This is a genomic window from Sphingobacteriales bacterium (genome assembly GCA_016699615.1).
Lineage (GTDB): Bacteria > Bacteroidota > Bacteroidia > Chitinophagales > JADIYW01 > JADJSS01.
Map to the genome: position 1 here is coordinate 857,763 of CP064984.1, position 20,349 is coordinate 878,111.

The 20,349-nt window shown below is 31.4% G+C and carries 17 protein-coding genes and 1 other RNA gene; 12 read left to right on the forward strand and 6 right to left on the reverse strand.

Annotated elements, in window-relative coordinates; translation table 11 throughout:
* The first annotated feature begins 35 nt into the window (after window positions 1-35).
* Together gldC and IPK18_04145 are read left to right on the forward strand one after the other, a co-directional pair.
* Window positions 36-389, forward strand: coding sequence for a gliding motility protein GldC (gldC, locus tag IPK18_04140; GenBank protein ID QQR98721.1), 354 nt, complete (start codon window positions 36-38; stop codon window positions 387-389).
* Entirely contained in the window at window positions 382-1,419 is a 1,038-nt protein-coding gene (locus tag IPK18_04145) for an FAD-dependent oxidoreductase (protein ID QQR98722.1), read from the forward strand. Before gldC ends, IPK18_04145 begins: the two co-directional genes overlap by 8 nt.
* Window positions 1,420-1,473: 54 nt before the next feature.
* Here IPK18_04145 and IPK18_04150 read toward each other — a convergent pair whose 3' ends face one another.
* The 6 genes from IPK18_04150 to IPK18_04175 form a co-directional block, all read right to left on the reverse strand.
* Window positions 1,474-3,798: an OmpA family protein gene (locus tag IPK18_04150; GenBank protein QQR98723.1), complete on the reverse strand. Its 2,325-nt coding sequence runs from the start codon at window positions 3,796-3,798 to the stop codon at window positions 1,474-1,476.
* A gap of 25 nt (window positions 3,799-3,823) precedes the next feature.
* Window positions 3,824-4,819: a type IX secretion system membrane protein PorP/SprF gene (locus tag IPK18_04155; protein QQR98724.1), complete on the reverse strand. Its 996-nt coding sequence runs from the start codon at window positions 4,817-4,819 to the stop codon at window positions 3,824-3,826.
* A 31-nt stretch (window positions 4,820-4,850) separates the two neighbouring features.
* Window positions 4,851-8,747, reverse strand: a complete 3,897-nt coding sequence (locus tag IPK18_04160) for a gliding motility-associated C-terminal domain-containing protein (GenBank protein ID QQR98725.1) — start codon at window positions 8,745-8,747, stop codon at window positions 4,851-4,853.
* Window positions 8,748-8,776: 29 nt separating this feature from the next.
* On the reverse strand, window positions 8,777-9,109 hold the full coding sequence (locus tag IPK18_04165) for a hypothetical protein (GenBank protein ID QQR98726.1): 333 nt from the start codon (window positions 9,107-9,109) through the stop codon (window positions 8,777-8,779).
* Window positions 9,110-9,209: 100 nt separating this feature from the next.
* On the reverse strand, window positions 9,210-12,482 hold the full coding sequence (locus tag IPK18_04170) for a T9SS type A sorting domain-containing protein (GenBank protein ID QQR98727.1): 3,273 nt from the start codon (window positions 12,480-12,482) through the stop codon (window positions 9,210-9,212).
* Between the two features lie 189 nt (window positions 12,483-12,671).
* Window positions 12,672-13,811: an acyl-CoA dehydrogenase family protein gene (locus IPK18_04175; protein QQR98728.1), complete on the reverse strand. Its 1,140-nt coding sequence runs from the start codon at window positions 13,809-13,811 to the stop codon at window positions 12,672-12,674.
* Between the two features lie 104 nt (window positions 13,812-13,915).
* Here IPK18_04175 and IPK18_04180 point away from each other — a divergent pair, with 104 nt between their 5' ends.
* From IPK18_04180 to IPK18_04225, 10 genes are all read left to right on the forward strand, one after another.
* The gene (locus tag IPK18_04180; GenBank protein ID QQR98729.1) at window positions 13,916-15,349 is read left to right on the forward strand and encodes a phosphotransferase; all 1,434 of its coding nucleotides are present in this window, start codon (window positions 13,916-13,918) and stop codon (window positions 15,347-15,349) included.
* Between the two features lie 58 nt (window positions 15,350-15,407).
* Window positions 15,408-15,506, forward strand: an RNA gene (gene ffs / locus IPK18_04185) — signal recognition particle sRNA small type.
* 24 nt (window positions 15,507-15,530) lie between these two features.
* Window positions 15,531-15,860 (forward strand): preprotein translocase subunit YajC, encoded by a 330-nt coding sequence (yajC, locus tag IPK18_04190; protein ID QQR98730.1) that lies wholly within the window; start codon window positions 15,531-15,533, stop codon window positions 15,858-15,860.
* A gap of 11 nt (window positions 15,861-15,871) precedes the next feature.
* Window positions 15,872-16,471, forward strand: a complete 600-nt coding sequence (locus tag IPK18_04195; GenBank protein ID QQR98731.1) for a dephospho-CoA kinase — start codon at window positions 15,872-15,874, stop codon at window positions 16,469-16,471.
* A gap of 6 nt (window positions 16,472-16,477) precedes the next feature.
* Window positions 16,478-17,413, forward strand: a complete 936-nt coding sequence (gene trxB / locus IPK18_04200) for a thioredoxin-disulfide reductase (GenBank protein ID QQR98732.1) — start codon at window positions 16,478-16,480, stop codon at window positions 17,411-17,413.
* A gap of 49 nt (window positions 17,414-17,462) precedes the next feature.
* Complete coding sequence (locus IPK18_04205; protein QQR98733.1) at window positions 17,463-17,714, forward strand: GlsB/YeaQ/YmgE family stress response membrane protein; 252 nt, start codon at window positions 17,463-17,465, stop codon at window positions 17,712-17,714.
* A gap of 184 nt (window positions 17,715-17,898) precedes the next feature.
* Window positions 17,899-18,243, forward strand: coding sequence for a hypothetical protein (locus IPK18_04210; GenBank protein QQR98734.1), 345 nt, complete (start codon window positions 17,899-17,901; stop codon window positions 18,241-18,243).
* Window positions 18,244-18,246: 3 nt separating this feature from the next.
* Window positions 18,247-19,590: a DNA repair protein RadA gene (gene radA, locus IPK18_04215; GenBank protein ID QQR98735.1), complete on the forward strand. Its 1,344-nt coding sequence runs from the start codon at window positions 18,247-18,249 to the stop codon at window positions 19,588-19,590.
* A gap of 43 nt (window positions 19,591-19,633) precedes the next feature.
* Window positions 19,634-20,029, forward strand: a complete 396-nt coding sequence (locus IPK18_04220) for a hypothetical protein (GenBank protein QQR98736.1) — start codon at window positions 19,634-19,636, stop codon at window positions 20,027-20,029.
* Complete coding sequence (locus tag IPK18_04225; protein QQR99294.1) at window positions 20,005-20,334, forward strand: ComF family protein; 330 nt, start codon at window positions 20,005-20,007, stop codon at window positions 20,332-20,334. The genes IPK18_04220 and IPK18_04225 overlap by 25 nt, the downstream gene beginning before the upstream one ends.
* Window positions 20,335-20,349: the final 15 nt, after the last annotated feature.

Here is a 20,349-nt window from a genome sequence, read left to right on the forward strand (position 1 = left end):
ATAGTTTTAAATTACCTTTGCAAAAAAAAACAAACATGGCAAAAGAATCTGAAATAAAATTTAAGATAGAACTAGACCAACAGCATTTACCTGAAAGTATTACATGGTTTGCAACAGATAATCCGAATAGTGGTGGCGAAGCATGCAAAACTATGTTAATTTCTATGTGGGATGGAAATGAGAAAAATACATTAAATATAAACCTTTGGACAAAAGACATGCAAGTAGATGAAATGCACACGCATTTTTTTCAAACTATGCTAAATTTAGGCGAAACTTATTTCAAAGCAACTGCAAATCCTTACATTCAAAATGAGATTAAACAATTTTGTATGGACTTAGCAGACAAAACAAGAGCTTGGGAAGAATCTGGAAGAAAAAATGTATGATTTATTAATCATTGGACAAGGCTTGGCTGGTACAATGCTAGCACATTTTGCGCTAGAACGTGGGCTTTCTATTTGCATAATTGATTCTTTTAATCCGAATTCTGCCTCAAATGTGGCAAGTGGTGTTGCTAATCCAATTACTGGAAGAAAGATGGTTAAAACATGGATGGCAGATACTTTATTTCCATATGCAAAATCAACCTATCGTGCTATTGAGCAAAAATTTGACATTCAATTTTTAGAAGAAACTCCAATTAAAAAAATATTTTCTTCTGATGATGATGTGCATGCATGGCACAAACATAGCAACAACATAGAATACAAAAATTATATTGGCACTATAGCAAATTTTGACAATAACTGTATAAACGCAAAATTTGGTGCAGGAGAAATTCAACAAACATTTTGGTTGAACACAAAAGTACTTATTGAACATTACAGAAAACTATTTTTAGACAAAGGCATTTTATTTAGTGATGCCTTTGATTATAGCTTATTAAACATTGGAGAAAAAATTCAATACAAAGATATTGTTGCTTCAAAAATTGTATTTTGTGAAGGTTATAAAGTTATTGAAAATCCATTTTTTAATTTTATTCCAATTAAAACTGCAAAAGGTGAACAGCTAAAAATTCATATAGAAAAATTGCACACCAAATACATTGTAAATAAAAATATATTTATAATTCCAACAAACAATAATAACTACCATGTTGGTTCTACTTATATTTGGAATGATCTTGATGAGCAAGTAACTGAGCTTGGAAGAAAAGAAATAATAGATAAGTTGGAAAGATTGATTTCATGCAACTATGAAATATTAGAAGAAAAAGCTGGAATTAGACCAACAATAAAAGATAGAAGACCTGCACTTGGAAAACATAAAATACATAAAAATCTATTTGTTTTTAATGGATTAGGCACTAAAGGCATAACACTATCTCCGTATTTTTCAAACCACCTACTATCGCACATATTTGATGGCGAAGAATTATTAGCTGAAGTAGATGTAAAAAGATTTTATAAATAAAAATAGGTTATCTTTTCGATAACCTATTTTTACACTATTTAAAAATTCTAACTATTAGAATGGGCATTTAGCACATGGGTCAATTTTCATATCAAATCTTTCCAATGATCTGATATCATATTCTCCACCTACTATTTTAAACTCAGTTCTTCTATTTCTTTGATGCTCATATTCTGTACAAATTACATTGTCTGTACATTGGTTTCTTGGACTAGATTCGCCATATCCTTTTGCTTTCAATCTATCCTTACTAATTCCTCTTTTCAATAACCAATCAACAACAGATTGTGCTCTTTTTTGAGATAATACATTATTGTACTCTGTTGTTGCTCTAGCATCTGTATGTGAGCCAATTTCTACTATTGTTTTAGGGTTTTCTTTTAAGAAATCTAAAAGTTTATTTAAATCACTTTCTGATTCTTGTCTAATATACCATTTATCAAAATCATAGTAGATATCTTTTAATTCTATAACAACTTCATTATTGTTATCACCATAGATATCATTCCAATCAGAACCTCTATCTAATTCAACAATAATTTTCTTAGAATTAGGATCTGTACATTTTACTTTTTGGTCACAATCTTCTTTAGTAGATGCTGTAGAACTTCCTGTTTGATAACCTTTTGCAATACCAATGGCAACATAATCACAACCACATTTCACTGTAAAACAAGCTTGTCCATTACCATTTGCAGTAGCTTCCATTTTAGTTTCATCGCATTTATCTGTTAATGTAATTGCTGCTTCTTTGATTGGTTTCTGAGAAACTTTATCAATAATTTGTACTTGGATATCAGCAGGAGAATTTTTCTTTAATGGAATTTTTACATATACTGTTTCACCATCTTTAATATTTTTGGTAGATGCACATACACTATTATTATCTTGGTAACCATCTGCTGATGCTTGGAAACAATAGTCATTTTCTTTCTCTACATCAAATGTAAAGTTACCATCACATTTAGTAGTTCTTGTGCCTCTCATGCTTGTTTTTAATAGCATATTAACCTTAGATGTACATATTGGTTGGTTTGTAATTGCATCAACAACAATACCTTCTAAGAAAATTCCATTTGATTGAAATCCATAGATATCATCTAGTCCTTTTCCGCCTGGTCTATCACTTGTAAAATAACCAAATTCTTTAGTATCAGCATATACAAAACCAAAATCATCATATGTACTGTTGATTGGAGCACCTATATTTTCTGGTGTTGTAAATGAATTATTTGATAAACTTTTTACTTTAAAAATATCTAATCCACCTAATCCTGGTAGACCATTTGAAGAGAAAGTCAAGTTTCCATCATCATCAACATTTGGAAACATTTCATTTCCTGTTGTATTTAATTGTGTTAGATTTATTGGATTAGACCAAGAATCTCCTGATTTAGTAGTTACATATAAATCTGTTCCACCTTTTCCGCCTGGCATATCACTTACAAAATACATTGTATTGCCATCTGCAGTTAATGCTGGATGTCCAACGCTATATGCGTCATTATTGAATGGAAAATTTTTATCGTTTATCCATTTACCATCTACTACTTCTGCTTCATATATTTTTAGATTTACTACTCTATCATCATCTTTTCCAACTTTTCCATCCAAGAAATTATTTCTTGTAAAATATACTGTTTTACCATCTTGAGTAAATGTTGGAGCAGCCTCATGGAATTTTGTACTTGCATCTTTTTTTATCTGAGATGGTACTTTTTTGAAATCTAATTTCTCTCCTTTTGAACTATACATATCAAAATATGTTGTTCCAGTCCAAGAGTGCACTTTACCTATTGCTTTTTCTTTATCTCTTGAAGAAGCATAGATTATTTGTTTGTCTTTGTATACTGGTGCAAAATCATATCCTTTAGAATTAAATGCTAGATTAGAAATATTATATTTACTTGCATTTCTATTTAGATAATTGATATCACCAAGCGCTTGTAATTGATTTTTTGCGATATCACTACTTGGATTTTTAGTTAAATAATCTTTGTAAGCTTGTTTTGCTTCATCAGTTTTTCCTAATGTTTGCAACATCTGTGCTTCTAATAATTTATAGTCATCAGGAATACCACCAATTGTATTTGCTTTTGTGTACCATTCTGCTGCTTTCTCATAATTTCCCGTCCATCTATATGCATCAGCAAGATGTGCCATAAGATTTGGGTCGTCTTTTGTTTTTTTCTTTTTTAATAACTTGTTATATAATGGAATGGCATCATGATAAGCTAACTTACCATATAATTTCTCTGCATTTTTTGCACCACCCATCCAAGTTTCACCAATGATGCCACCTTCTTCATGCTGTGCAAAAGCTATATTAGAATAAACAGCAAGTACGAAAAGGAATAGGATATATTTATTGATTCTCATAATATATTTGAATATTGTTTATTAATTAGAAATATCTAGGTGTTTTAATTTTGTCTCCTTTTTTGTAGAATTCATAACCTAGAATAACTTCGTGAGTTCCTTTGTTATAGTTATTAAGTTTTGTCAAAGAATAGTCGTATGCATAACCAATCATTAGTGATTTTGTTGGCCATACTTCTAAATTTGCATCAACGCTATCGTAGTTATCTAAGCCTGTTTTTTTCTTGTGGAAAGCAGTTCTATAAGTACCACCTATATTTATTCTATCAATGATTAAGAAACTTAAATTAAAATCTGTTGTGAATGGAACTTTTACATCTTTGTCAATAACTGTTTTTCCAAGTACTTGTGGTCTAATTTTGAATCCTTTTGTTACTGGAATTACACCACCAGCCATTACCATAAGATGTGGTGAATGGTGTGCTGCATTAGTATTGTAAGCTAATAAACTAGATTGATCTTTAGATAGCATCGAAGATTTAATTACATTAGGAGAACTGATACCTACATAGAATTTTGGATGGACCATATAGATACCTGCTCCAATTTCTGGCACTATTCTTTTTACATTTTGATAGTATGCTTCATCTGTTCCGTCAATTCTTTGTAGTTCTGTAAGATCACTTTTGTAGAACATCATTCCGGCATTAAGACCAATGTTTAATCTTATCTTATCTGTAATAGGAATTCTGTATGCATAAGTGATGTTTATTGATGTTTGATTTGTAACACCTAATCTATCGTTTGTTACATACAATCCCATTGCATTGTTCTCCTTTTTGAATGGGCTATGAATAGAAAATGCAATAGTTTGAGGTGCTCCATCAATTTTTCTTACCCATTGATTTCTGTATAACAAACGAGTACTTAATACGCCTCTTGAACCTGTGTATCCTGCATTGAAAGGCAACTTATTGTACATAAACTGTGTGTACTGTGGCTCTTGTTGTGCTTTAGATATTAATACAGAACTAATTAGTGTAAGTATTAATAATAAAGATTTCAGTTTATTGATGATCATAATATTAATATGTTATTTATTATATAATTTATTATTTACTTCTATGAATTACTACAAATCCTGCTCTATCAATTGCATTTCCTGCGTTATTCGTATATTTAAGAACATAGTAGTAAGTTCCATCTGGTAATAATTCGTTTTGATATGTTCCATCCCAGCTATTATCATACTTAGCATTTTTGTACACTTCTATTCCCCATCTATTGTAAATACAAAGTTGTACTTCTCTTCCTTGTGCACATGGTATGTAGTATGTATCATTCTTGCCATTTCCATCTGGTGAGAATGTATTTGGTATTGTGCAATCTTCAACTTCAATAAATACCCAAGCAGTATCTGCTCCATCTACATCACAGATTGCATATTGTAAGCTATCTACTCCTGAGAAGCCAGCATTTGGTGTATATATTATATTGCCTTGACTGATTGATGTTGTACCATTTACAGGATTTGTGATGATGCCATTATTGCCTCCACATAATGAAATTGGATCGCCATCAGTTGTTAAATCGTTTGTCTGAATTGGAATTTCAATTGGATTGCCAAATGAGATTGTATCATCATTAATTGCAACTGGTGGATTTCCTAATACATTAATTATTACAATTGTTGTTGAACATGTTCTTCCACTACATGCTCTTACACATATTGTATCACTTCCTTTTGTTTCTTTTGCAACGTATTTTAAGCAACCATCATCGAATAATGCAGTTCCTAAGTTTGTATTATTTTCATCACAGAATGAGTATGTTAGGTTTTCACCTGTTGGCACAGATATTTCATCACACTCAGTTATAGAATCTCTTATAATAACTTCTTTATATATTGTGTCTATATCTTCTTCTATCACATTTACAATGATAGTAGTTGTGATGCATTTATTGTTATCATTACAAGCATTTACACAAATAGTATCTGCTTCTCCTACTGTTGTAGCATTATAAGTTAAACAACTATCAGTCAATGACCAATTTCCATATGTTCCTGTAGTGTTTGCATCACACAATTGTATTGAACTAACACTTGGTGGTGTTTGCACACATATTATAGAATCATAATTATTTACAATTGTAGCATAAATTGTATCTAATTCGTCGCAATATAGACATACTTGTACGCTATCTCTGCATAATGTTTCTTTGTCTTCAACAACTATCCAAGAACAACCATCTTTTAGGATAAATTCTATACCACCTGGTATTTCTACTGAATTTTGGAATGCAATATGTTTAAAGTTATCTTCTGTTCTTGTAATAAATATATCTCCATAAATATTGCTTTCAACGCCACCGATTAATGAAGAATCATTTGGTGAAGACCAAGTTCCATTAGGATCAATTGAGTTAAAAATATCCAGTAAAGTTGAGAGAGTTGTGTAAGTGTATGGTCCGTAAAGGACATCATTTATTCTTACACTATCTAGAATGTGCTCTTGATTATTTAAATATCCTGCTGTGTATGCAGTAATGAAACTATATGATGTAACAGTGTCATATCCACATCTCTCAGGCATAACTAGTTCGTTATTTACATAGTAATTATATGCATCATAACTTGCACTAAATGGTAAGCAATAAGCAATAGAATCATTATTGCCACATTCTACTTTTACAGTAGTATCTATATCAATAATGCCATCACAGATATAACATGTTTTGATTGTAACATCCATTGAGTCAGAAGTTTGACATCCTTTACTGTCTGTAACTGTAACATATACTTTAGATTTTCCATTTTCTTTGTATATATAAGTAGGATTTGGTGATGTTGAATCTGTTAATGTTGCATTTGTATCAGCAATTCCCCATACATAAGATAATGGTGTGTTTGCACTTTGAACTTCTATTGATAATTGATTTACTGAATCTTTGCATAAGGTAAGTACTAAATCTTTTTTATTAATTACTGGTGCATCGCAAGCTGAAATACAACTTGCTGCATCACCTCTTGTGTTTGTATTAGCATTTACATCAAATTGTGCTATGTCTGTAACACTTGATACTCCACATACTGTTGCTGGATTGCCATCTAAACATCCTCTCGTGTCTATTCTCCATACTTTTCCTGTACCTACCTCTAATGCTATCATCTGTCCTACACTGTCTAATGCTAATCCTCCTAAGTTTCCTAATACTGGTACATTAGCATCTGCCTCATAACATCTACTAACATTATCTGTTCCTATTACTCCTAAAATCCTATCTGCGCCTGCATATAATAATAACTCTCCTGTTCTTGGACTCCATACCATATCTTGTGGTCCTGCATCTGCTCCACTCATTATTGCGTTTACAAATGCATCTTTGAATACGGTACAACTTGCATCTAATGTTACCTCTGACCATGATACTGTTGTATCTGGTGCTTGTACTCTTCCTATGTATAATTTAAATGAATCTGCAACTTGTGTTAATGCATTATATTGTATCTCTCCTGCTGCTATTATATAATTACCACTATTGTCTGCTGTGCCTAGCAACCCAATTACTCCATGTAAATTATATCCTAAACTTACTGGACTTATTAGTGTACCTAAGTTTACTGCTTTTGCATTTGAACCTACTTGCACTAATGTTGAAGTTGATATATAATCACCACTCAATAATAAAGCCGCCAATACTTCTTCTCTACTTGGTACTCTTTGATATTGTGCATAGCCCATTCCTGTATTACTCAAGATTCCAAAGCCATTTAAAGACAACATTGGTAAGCCACTCAGTGTATCTTCTATTTCTACTAATCCGCCGAACTCTCCTGTTTGTGAATTTATTAAACTTAAATAGCTAGGCTTGTCTGGAACACTCGGTCCTTCGTTCACTATTCCTGCCATTACTGGACATCCAAATGGTTGTAATGGACAATTATAAGTCAATGTTAGTTCTGTGGTACTATCACATCCTATTATGTTTTTAGATGTATTGTAGTATACTCCATCTCTAGTTAATACTTCTCTACCAAATAGAATTTCATCTCCAATACACATACTTGTACTAATTTTTACTGTATCAGTATTAGGCTTGATAACTTGTATAAGAACTGAATCTGAGTTTTGGCAACCTCTGTTATCTGCAACTGTAACATATAACATATAATTTCCTTCAGTAGTATTATTATATATAGGTGTTCTTGAAGTGCTATCTTGAAGTGTGCCGCTTGTAGTATGTCCCCATACATAAGTATATGGTGGGTTACTTTGATTTACACTTAATTCTACTAATAAATCTGCACCTGCACATATTGAAAGTGTATCTGCTAATGTTAATATTGGAGTTGCACAATCAAAAATACAACTTGCTGCATCACCTCTTGTGTTTGTATTAGCATTTACATCAAATTGTGCTATGTCTGTAACACTTGATACTCCACATACTGTTGCTGGATTGCCATCTAAACATCCTCTCGTGTCTATTCTCCATACTTTTCCTGTACCTACCTCTAATGCTATCATCTGTCCTACACTGTCTAATGCTAATCCTCCTAAGTTTCCTAATACTGGTACATTAGCATCTGCCTCATAACATCTACTAACATTATCTGTTCCTATTACTCCTAAGATTCTATCTGCGCCTGCATATAATAATAACTCTCCTGTTCTTGGACTCCATACCATATCTTGTGGTCCTGCATCTGCTCCACTCATTATTGCATTTACAAATGCATCTTTGAATACGGTACAACTTGCATCTAATGTTACCTCTGACCATGATACTGTTGTATCTGGTGCTTGTACTCTTCCTATGTATAATTTAAATGAATCTGCAACTTGTGTTAATGCATTATATTGTATCTCTCCTGCTGCTATTATATAATTACCACTATTGTCTGCTGTTCCTAACAATCCAATTACTCCATGTAGATTATATCCTAAACTTACTGGACTTATTAGTGTACCCAAGTTTACTGCTTTTGCATTTGAACCTACTTGCACTAATGTCGAAGTTGATATATAATCACCACTCAATAATAAAGTGCCAATACTTCTTCTCTACTTGGTACTCTTTGATATTGTGCATAGCCCATTCCTGTATTACTCAAGATTCCAAAGCCATTTAAAGACAACATTGGTAAGCCACTCAGTGTATCTTCTATTTCTACTAATCCGCCGAACTCTCCTGTTTGTGAATTTATTAAACTTAAATAGCTAGGCTTGTCTGGAACACTCGGTCCTTCGTTCACTATTCCTGCCATTACTGGACATTCAAATGGTTGTAATGTCTGCTGTGCATTTGCTCTAAAAAATGAGCTGAATACGAACAAAGCTGAAAAAATGATTAAATAAATTTTTGACATAATTGTAATTTGTGGTATTTATTTATATATTATTTTATAATAATTTTATTATGATTTTTTACAAAGTTAAGAATAAATATTAATTTTTAATAATTTTAACTTAATTTTTAATAATTTTATAATTATTACTATTTATTTTAATATTATATACTCCATTGTTTAGCAATGAGATATCTATTGTTAGATTTTTATCATCTGAATTTATTATCTCAAGATTATTGTATTCTCGTCCCAATGCATCAAATATTTTTATGTCACTATTCTTTATTATTTGGTTGGATTGAATATTTATATAATCGTTAGTTGGGTTGGGGAAAATATTTATATATTCTGTGTTGTTATTTTGAATTTTAACAATATCTGAGTAGTAGTAAGATTCGTCCGTGTCTATTATTTTCAATCTGTAATAATTTATCCCATGAGTAGATTCATTATCTATGTATGCGTAATTATTTTCTTGTGTAGTGGAATTATTTCCTTTAATTGATGATAATTTTATCCAATTGGAAATATCTTTACTTTTTTCTAATTCAAATCTATCAAAATTAATTTCAGCTGCTGTTCGCCAGCTTAAATAATTCATATTATTGTTATTATATCCTGAAAAATCAATCAACTCTATTGGTAATACTGCATAGTAACCACGTGTTGGATGAACATATATAGTAGAAAACTTATTTGTGTTAAATTTTAGCTGATGTATCCCAGTACCAAATGCACTAAATGTAGGGTTTATCAACTCTTCTACTGTAGATTTGGGTGGTGTAAAAGTTCCATTCTGACCTCCAAAGTATTTTGTAATCATTAAATCATCATAGTTAATAAACTCATATGGTGTGCCTAAACAAGCATTTCTCAAATCTACTAGCTCATTATCTGAAAAATATAATGTAACCTCGACATTGGTATTATTGTTCTTAGGTGTAATTGTCCATTGTCTTCTAAGATATGGTTGTATATCTCCAAGATCGTCTAGAACATTCAATTGAGAAGGATTGATTCTAATGCATATTTCTGTCTCGTCTAAATATGTTGTTGGAACGTTTAAGTCTTTTATTTCTGCAATTAAGTCTCCAACATTATCGAAAAATAATCTTGTACTTCCATCTTGAACAACGCAAAACTGACAATTATCTATTGTAGAAATATTGACTGTTGGTGTAATTGAAGTAATATCTACTGCTATATTTCCAATATCTATATTTAAACATGCACCTGAAGAAATCTTTAAATTATAATTTGACAATCCAACTCCTGAAGAAATAAATGAAGTATCTATAGAATTTAATGGTAAACGAGTACCATCTAATCTATTCCATTGAGCTGTTGCACTACTTGGTATTAAATTATCAATTCTAACTTTTGCTGAAACATCACAGGAATATATCTTATCAATTATTGGAGTACCTGATGGCAATTGTTGTATATGCCAGATATGTAGTGTATCCCATTCTAATGCATTACAACCAAATGAAGCACCTACTTCTCTTTTTCCTCTAATCATTATGCTGTCTAAAGCACCTACTAGGCTTATATTTATATTTGAATTATAACCGTTCCAAGTTGTACCATTATCAATGGATACTTCAAATGAATCTCTAGCAGAAGTACCACCTCCTAAGCCTGAATTAAAATCTGATGAAACAATTGGCTCGTTTGAGCAGATAGAATCTCTGTTGGGTATTTTGGACAATAGTGTTGGATTTATTGGTGTAGTTGATATTGGTGTCCATTCTGCCAATGTAGTAAAGGATGGATTATTACATGGTGTTGGTCCTCCAATTCTTCTACCTTGTACTATTATTTTTATTGATGCGCTAGTAGTATTTATTATATCACCTGAAGTGTAAGTATACCAATTTGCACCATTATTTATTGAATACCTAAATTCATCAGATGTACCACCACTTCCAGCATTGAAAGTTGCAGAAACATTGTATGGTGTACATACAGTTGAATTATTTATTGGTGTAGCTGTATTTAATGTAGGTGGAGAAACTGAAGAAATATTCCAACTTGCAATTTCGCTCCAACTTGATGCTGTACATCCTGATAGAGATCCACCTGTTCTTCTTGTCCTTACTTTTATTGTTGATGTTGCAGCAGAAGTATTAATACCATAAGGTGGTGTATAGGTATACCAATTTGTACCATTTATAGTGTATTCATATTCATCAGTTGCATCTGTATATCCACCAGTGCCTGAATTTACTTGTGCATATACAAAAGTACCTTTGCAAATTGTAGAACCATTTGTTGGTGTTGCACTATACAGTGTACCTGCAATTGGTTGTGGGTATACTATTATTTGTTGTATATTAGAATATACTGGAAACCTTCTATAGCTTGCTGTAGCTTTAAAATCTACACAAAAAAGACCAACTCTTCTTATGTAATAAGTAATTGGTGCTGTACTTGTATTTATAAGTACAGTTGTAGATAAGTCTTTTGAAGTTGCACTAGTAATATTAATCCAATTAGTTCCATCGGTAGAATATTGCCATTGATAATCAGAAAATGCTCTTGCAGCCTCAAATGCTTCTATAGAATCATTTATAATAGCAGAAGAACCCGAACAAATATTTAAAGTATTTGGAATCTTAATTAATCCTGCATGGCTGTCATTTAATGTGGTAGAATCCCAACACCAACGATACTGCCATTGCATATAGTAGTATGATTGAAATCCTGTTAAGTCTAATGCGCATGCAGTGCCTTCATATGCTGCATCATAGTTATCTGACCAATTTGTGCCTTTATGTGGCATTGTATTGTTGCCTAAACTTCCAATATCAATTGTTGTATATCTACCAGATGTTGGTACTTGATAATTACCATAACAAGAGCCATTCGAACAAGTTGTTTGACATGATCCATCATTATAATTCCAATTTACTTTATCAGAATTTAGAAACGAAACAAAATTGTCAGATTCAAATCCCTTCATTTGAATTTCTAAAATATCATTATTTGGATATGAACTCGTATCTACATATCCTGGGTCGCCTGGATAAGATGCATTGTTTGAATAATTAGTTATCCATGCACCACAAGTACTTGAAGCAGGAGCAGTGGTACCTACAACTTCACATCTTTGTTCGCAACTCCATTTTCCACTTCCTGTTGTACATGTATTGCAAGTTCCAGATGGGCACGTATTTGTTATATTGTATGATGCATTATTACCATTTGCTAATCCTGTTGATGATTTAAATTGAGCATGAACTCTAATCTCTAATCCATTTTCGGCACAAGCACCACCTGTATTTTGTATGGTACTTGTTGCTATATCAAATGCACGCATCATACCACGTTGCATTTTATAGTTTATTTTTATTTTTGGATTTTGTGCTTGCAATTGTATTGAATGCAAACTGCTATAAAACAGCAAAATAGATATAACAAGATATTTGTAAAATATATTCATAAGCAACTATGGTATTGTTAGTTAAGTAAAATTAACTAACTTATTAAAAGGTAAGTTGAATTTACCTAACTAGAAGTTGCATTTATAATTTCCTTATATTTTATTTAATATTAGATTAACAAAAATGTTAATTTATCACTTCAATATAGCTCTACTAATTACTAATTTTTGAATTTCTGATGTGCCTTCGCCTATTGTGCAAAGTTTTGAATCTCTATAGTGTTTCTCAACTGGGAAGTCTTTGATATATCCATAGCCACCAAATATTTGCACTGCTTCTGTAGCAACTCTAACTGCTACTTCTGATGCATAATATTTTGCATATGCTGATTCTTTATTGATATTTTCACCACGCATATACATATCTGCAGCTTGGTAAGTTAATAATGTAGCTGCTTCAATTTGTGTGTGCATTTCTGCTAACTTGAATGCTATTGCTTGAAATGTAGATATTGATTTACCAAATTGTTCTCTTTCTTTTGAATATTGTAATGCTGCTTCGTAAGCTCCAGTAGCAATTCCTAAGCTTAATGCTGCAATAGATATTCTTCCACCATCCAGTATTTTTAATGATTGTACGAAGCCATCGCCTACTTTTCCTAATACATTTTCTTTTGGCACTCTACAATCTTCAAATATCATTTCAGCAGTTTCTGAGCATCGCATGCCTAATTTATTTTCTTTTTTTCCTCCACTAAATCCTGGTGTTCCTCTTTCTACAACAAAGGCTGTCATTCCATGACTATCTAATAATTCTCCTGTACGAGCAATTACTACAGTAATATTGCTTGAAATACCGTGCGTAATAAAATTTTTAGTACCATTGATTACCCAATCGTCACCATCCTGATGTGCAACACATTTCATTCTTCCAGCATCTGATCCAGTATTAGGTTCTGTTAATCCCCAAGAACCAATCCATTCTCCTGAAGCTAATTTGGGTATATATTTATTTCTTTGTTCTTCGTTTCCAAATTTATATATATGATTTGTACATAATGAATTGTGTGCAGCAACCGACAACGTTAGAGAACCATCTACTTTTCCTAATTCAGTTAATGCTGTAATGTATTCAAAATATCCGAATCCTGAACCTCCGTATTGTTCTGGAATCACAATACCCATCAAACCTAATTCTCCTAATTTTCTTAATGTCTCAACAGGAAAATGTTGCGTTTCATCCCATTCTAATACATAAGGTTTTATATTCTTTTCTGCAAAATCTCTAATCGTTTGAGTAATTAATACCTGATTTTCGGTCTGATTAAAATCCATTGAAATAAATTTTTGACGAATGTAAGTATTTTTCTAGATATAAGCAATTATCATTTTAGAATATCAAACAATAAATATAGATTTGTAATTATAAAATAGTACATATGCAACATGATGAGCAAGTAAATTATTTATTTTTTAATTATTTTGGAGAGAAAGCAGTATATATAGAACAATTAGCTGCTGCTGGCTCTGATAGAATTTATTTTAGAGTAAAATCATTGCATTATTCTGCTATTGCTTGTTATGGAAGTGACAGTAAAGAGAATCTTACATTTATTCATCATGCACAACATTTTAAACAACAACAATTATCAGTACCACAAGTATATTGCCACACAGATGATTTTCTTTATTACCTACAAGAAGATTTAGGAAATACAAGTCTATATGATATTATCAGAAAAGTAGGTGTTACTGAAAATGTAGAACAACTTTATAAAAAAGCAATAGATGGCTTAATTGATTTGCAAATTAAAGGTGCAATCGATTTTAATTTTGATTCATGTTACCCAATTAAATCTTTTGATAAAAGTTCTATGTTTTGGGATATGAATGCCTTTAAATATTACTTTGTAAGAATGGCAAAAATTCAGTTTAATGAAGTAGAACTCAATAAAGATTTTCATGCACTTTGTGATGAATTATTAAAGGAAAAGAATCTATATTTTATGTATCGTGATTGTCAAGCACGTAACATTATGATACATGAAGATAAACCATATTTTATAGATTTCCAAGGTGGAAGAAAAGGCGCACCACAATACGATTTAGCATCATTATTATGGCAAGCTGGTGCAAAAATTCCTATGGAAAAAAGAATTGAATGGTTGGATTACTATATACAAAAACTATCTAATTACATTAACATAAATAAACAAGAATTTAAAGAAAGGTATTATGGCTTTGTATTGATAAGAATGTTGCAAGTATTAGGTGCCTACGGATTTAGAGGATTGATTGAAAAGAAGCCACATTTCATTGAGAGTATTATTCCAGCGCTTGAAAATATAAAATGGTTTTTAGATAATAGATTGTTTCCAATTGAATTAAAGGAACTAGAAAAAACATTATATATATTAATAGAGTCAGACTTATTTACTAATGAATTAAAGAAATATCCTAAGAATTCTCCATTAAGTATTGAGATAAATAGTTTTTCGTTTAAAAGAGCCATTCCTGAAGACAAATCTGGAAATGGTGGTGGATTTGTATTTGATTGCAGAGGAATATTAAATCCAGGCAGGTATGAACCATATAAAAACCAACATGGAAAAGACAAGGAAGTGATAGATTTCTTAGAACAAAAGACTAAAGTAAAAGACTTTTTAGAAAATGTCTGGAGAATTATAGATATAAATATTGAAGACTATATTGCTAGAAATTTTGAACATTTACAAATTAATTTTGGATGTACAGGTGGACAACATCGAAGTGTATATTGTGCTGAACAAACAAAAAAATATATAGAAAGTAGATATCCAGTTAAAGTAACGATAAGACATATTGAACGTGAAATGAATGGTCAATACATTTAATAGCTATTCGCAATAAAAAATTAATATTCATTTCTAAAAAATAACCTATCTTTGTAATGGGCAAGTCTTATACGACCAGCTCCTGGCAAACCCTCCAGGGTCGGAAGGCAGCAAAGGTAGTCGGTTGTAGCGGTGCGATGTAAGTAACTTGCCTTTTTTATTTTTCAAAAAAACAATTATCATGTCAAATATTCTTTTTATACTTCAAGCAGCTCAAGGAGGTTCACAAACATTTACACTTATTATGTTTGGATTGATGTTTGTCGTATTTTATTTTTTCCTAATCAGACCACAATCTAAAAAAGCAAAAGAACAAGACAACTTTATTGCAAACTTAAAAGTAGGCGATAAAATTGTAACTATTGCAGGTATACATGGCAAAATTGTTGCCATAAACGAAGCAGACAATACTTTCTCAGTACAAGTTGATAGCACTACTAAAATGAAAATAGAAAGAAGTGCAGTATCTCTTGAAATGAGTAAAAAAGCACAAGAAAACAGTGCAGCTTAATTCAAAATAATATGCTAAAAGTTGGCATCACTGGTGGAATAGCTAGTGGCAAAACAACAGTTTGTTACTTATTTGAAAAATTATTTCAAACACCAATCTATTTTGCAGACACAAGAGCAAAAGAAATTATTGAAAAAAATGATGTAGTCAAAAATAATATTATTGAACTCTTTGGAGAGCAAGCCTATATCAACAACCAATACAATAGAAAATTTATTGCATCAAAAGTATTTGAAGATAAGTCTTTACTACAACAACTCAATCAGATTGTACATCCAGCTGTATTTGAAGATGCGCAACAATTTTTCTTTAACCATCAAAAAGATGAATATATATTGTATGAATCTGCCATAATGTTTGAGAGTAAAAGTAATTTACTAATGGACAAGATAATACTTGTTAATGCATCCAAAGAACTTAGAATTGAAAGAGCAATAAAAAGAGACACATTAAATAGGAAAGAAATTGAACAACGCATCAATAGTCAGATTACTTTTGAAGCTATTCAAGAAAAATGTGACTATATTATACAAAATGATGGTAACATAAATTTAGAATCTCAGATTATTACAATTCATCAAGAAATATTAAATTCAACAAAGAAAAAATAAAAGTTTATGTCAGAAGAAATTATAGATGTATTAATTATAGGTGCTAGACCAGCAGGATACACAGCCGCCATTTATGCAGCAAGAGCAAACTTAAAACCTGTTTTATATACTGGACTTGAGCCAGGTGGACAATTAATGATTACAACAGATGTAGAAAATTATCCTGGATATCCAAATGCAATAACAGGACCAATGATGATGGCAGATTTTCAGAAGCAAGCTGAGAGAATGGGAACAGACATTAGATTTGGTGTTGCAACAAAGGTTGATTTTTCTGGCGATATTCATCAAGTATGGATTGATGATGAGAAAATAATTAAAGCTAAAACTGTAATTATTGCAACTGGTGCAAAAGCAAAATGGCTAGGCATTCCATCTGAAACAAGACTAAATGGTGCTGGTGTTTCTGCTTGCGCAGTTTGCGATGGTTTCTTTTATAAAGATAAAGAAGTAGCTATTGTTGGCGCTGGTGATACAGCTTGCGAAGAAGCCTTGTATCTATCTAAACTTTGTCCAACTGTACACATGATAGTAAGACGTGATGAAATGCGTGCATCGAAAATTATGCAAGACAGAGTAAAAAATGCACCAAATATCAAAATATATTGGAATAGTGAAACGGATGAAATACTTGGAGAAAAAAAGGTAGAAGCTGTACGATTAAAAAATATCAAAACACAAGAACTAACTGAAATAAAAGTTGAAGGATTTTTTGTAGCAATTGGACACCAACCTAATTCAGCTATTTTTAAAGAATATCTAGAAACTGATGAAGCTGGCTATCTTATTACTATTGAAGGTAGTACAAAAACTAAAGTTGCTGGCGTATTTGCCGCAGGCGATGTTCAAGACAAAATATATAGACAAGCTGTAACATCTGCTGGCTCTGGTTGTATGGCAGCATTGGATGCAGAAAGATATTTAGCAGAACATGGTTGTTAAATGACTATTGACAAATACAAATTAGAATTGTAACTTAAAAGAAAAAAATATGGGAATTTTATTATGGATTATCTTCGGATTGATAGCAGGTGTTTTAGCTAAAGTAATAATGCCAGGCAAAGACCCAGGTGGTTGGTTTATTTCAATTCTTTTAGGTATTGCTGGTGCATTTGTTGGTGGTTTTGTAGGCACAAGACTTGGCATAGGCTCTGTTGATGGATTTAATCTACAAAGTTTCGCTATTGCAGTTGTAGGTGCATTAGGTATCTTAGGTGTATATAGATTAGTCAAAAAATCATAGTACAAAATTTTCAAGTAATTTTATAATTCTACTTGCTGTACAGTTGTAGCTGAGTATTTTATTTTTCTTATAATGATATTTTATAATCATGATCATTAAATCTATTTGCATATATATAACTACTATCTAAGTAATCAATAGCAGAGCATAATAATAAATTTATTTTTTTATCTTTATAATAATTATGACTAAATATTTTACTTACATGCTTTTGCTTTCATTTTTCATATTATCATGTAAAAAGAAAAATGAAATAGATTTTAATAACACACATTGGAATACAAAATTTAGATTTGATGGTTTTACTTTTTTTGCAGAAAAAGAATTACAACTTAATGCTGATAAAACTTGCTTAGATATTGGTATGGTAGATACGACATATGGCACATGGTCATCAGATACTAAGAAAATTTACATTACACTACAAGACAACACCACTATCGAAGCTAGAATAATTACACAAGATAGCTTGAGTGGTTTTAGAACCAACAATAGTGTAACTGGACAATGGTTAGCAACTAAACAATAACTATTGGCAAAATTAAAAACAATATATGTTTGTCAAGAATGTGGCACCACATCACCAAAATGGATGGGAAAGTGCAACAATTGCAATGCGTGGAATACTTATGTAGAAGAAATTGTAGAGTCTACACCAAAAAATGTTGTACATAAAAAAAACAACACAGCACCACAATTGATTGAAACCATACAAGCAGAAGCAAGACCACGTATACAATTAGCAGACCAAGAATTAAATAGAGTTTTAGGTGGAGGAATTGTTCAAGGTTCTTTGGTATTAATTGGTGGCGAACCTGGAATTGGCAAATCAACGCTTTTGTTGCAAGATGTATTGCAAACTAAAAACTTAAAAACACTTTATGTTTCTGGTGAAGAAAGCGAAAGTCAAATAAAAATGCGTGCTGAGCGTATAGCAAGCATCAACAAAGATATTTATATCTATACTGAAACTGATGCTGAATCTATAATACAACAAATGCAACAAATACAACCAGACATTGTAGTTATAGATTCTATACAAACGATACAAACTGCGTTGTTAGATTCTGCACCAGGAAGTGTTGCACAAATTAGAGAATCTACATACTTATTACAACAATATGCAAAAAAACACCATGTTCCAATTTTTATTGTTGGACATATTACTAAAGATGGTGTAATTGCTGGTCCTAAATTATTGGAGCATATTGTAGATTGTGTTTTACAATTTGAAGGCGATAGAAATTATAATTATAGAATAATTAGAACTATAAAAAATAGATTTGGTTCTACAGCAGAATTGGGCATTTATGAAATGCAAAGTTCAGGTTTGCGTGCCGTTAGCAATCCATCTGAGTTGTTGATTACGGAAAGAGAAGATGAAGTAAGTGGCGTGGCTATTGCAATAACTATGGAAGGCAATCGTGCAATGCTTATAGAAGTACAAGCATTAGTATCTTCTGCTGTGTATGGCACACCACAGCGTAGTAGCACTGGCTATGACCTGCGTAGGTTGAATATGATATTGGCTGTTTTAGATAAAAGATGTGGTTTTAGATTTGGCAGTAAAGATGTTTTTTTGAACATTGCAGGTGGTTTGAAAATAGATGATCCAAGTGCTGATTTGGCAGTAGTTGCTGCCTTACTTTCATCGTATGATGATATTGCTTTGAGTAATGAAATTTGTTTCAGTGGAGAAGTTGGTCTGAGTGGAGAAATTCGTGCTGTAAATAAAATTGATATTAGAATTGCTGAAGCTGCAAAATTAGGATATAAAAATATTTATATATCAAAATACAATCATAAAATTGAACCAAACACATCAAAAATTAGACTATCAAAAACGGTGTTAGATTTTTATAAAAGTCTATTTTAATAAATAAGTAGATTACTACTAAAAAAATTATTACTTTAGTTATATGTTCTTAACCACAATAGAATACCTAACTGACGTATATCGTTTATTCTACCCAAAATTGTGTGGTGCGTGCAACACAGCATTGTACAAAGGCGAACAACATATTTGTTTTGTATGTAGCAATAATTTGCCATTCACTGATTTTGAAAAACTAAAATCAAATCCTGTTGAGAAAGTATTTCAAGGTAGAATAGATGTAGCATTTGCAACATCATTATTATATTTTTCTCGTAGTACAAAAACTCAAAATATTCTACACCAGATAAAATATAACAATAGAAAACAACTTGCTATCTATCTTGGAAATTTACTTGGAGAAAGAATAAAATCAACACACGAACAATTAAACTTTGATGTTATTATTCCTGTTCCATTGCATCCAAAAAACTACAAATAAGAGGCTACAATCAAAGTAGTTACATTGCCAAAGGCATAGCCGAAGCCTTAAATATTCCTGTTGCCGAACACATTATTAAAAGAAAAATAAATACAGCAACACAAACTAAAAAAACAAGAGTAGAACGTTGGCAAAACATTAATAATGCATTTGAATTGAATAAAAAAATAAAACTAAATTACAATCATATATTATTAGTTGATGATGTACTAACAACTGGAGCAACCATCGAAGCCTGTGCTAATAGTTTAAATTCTAAACAAAACTTAAAAATCAGTGTTGCAACCTTAGCTATGGCAATTTAATCTTATATTTGTTAC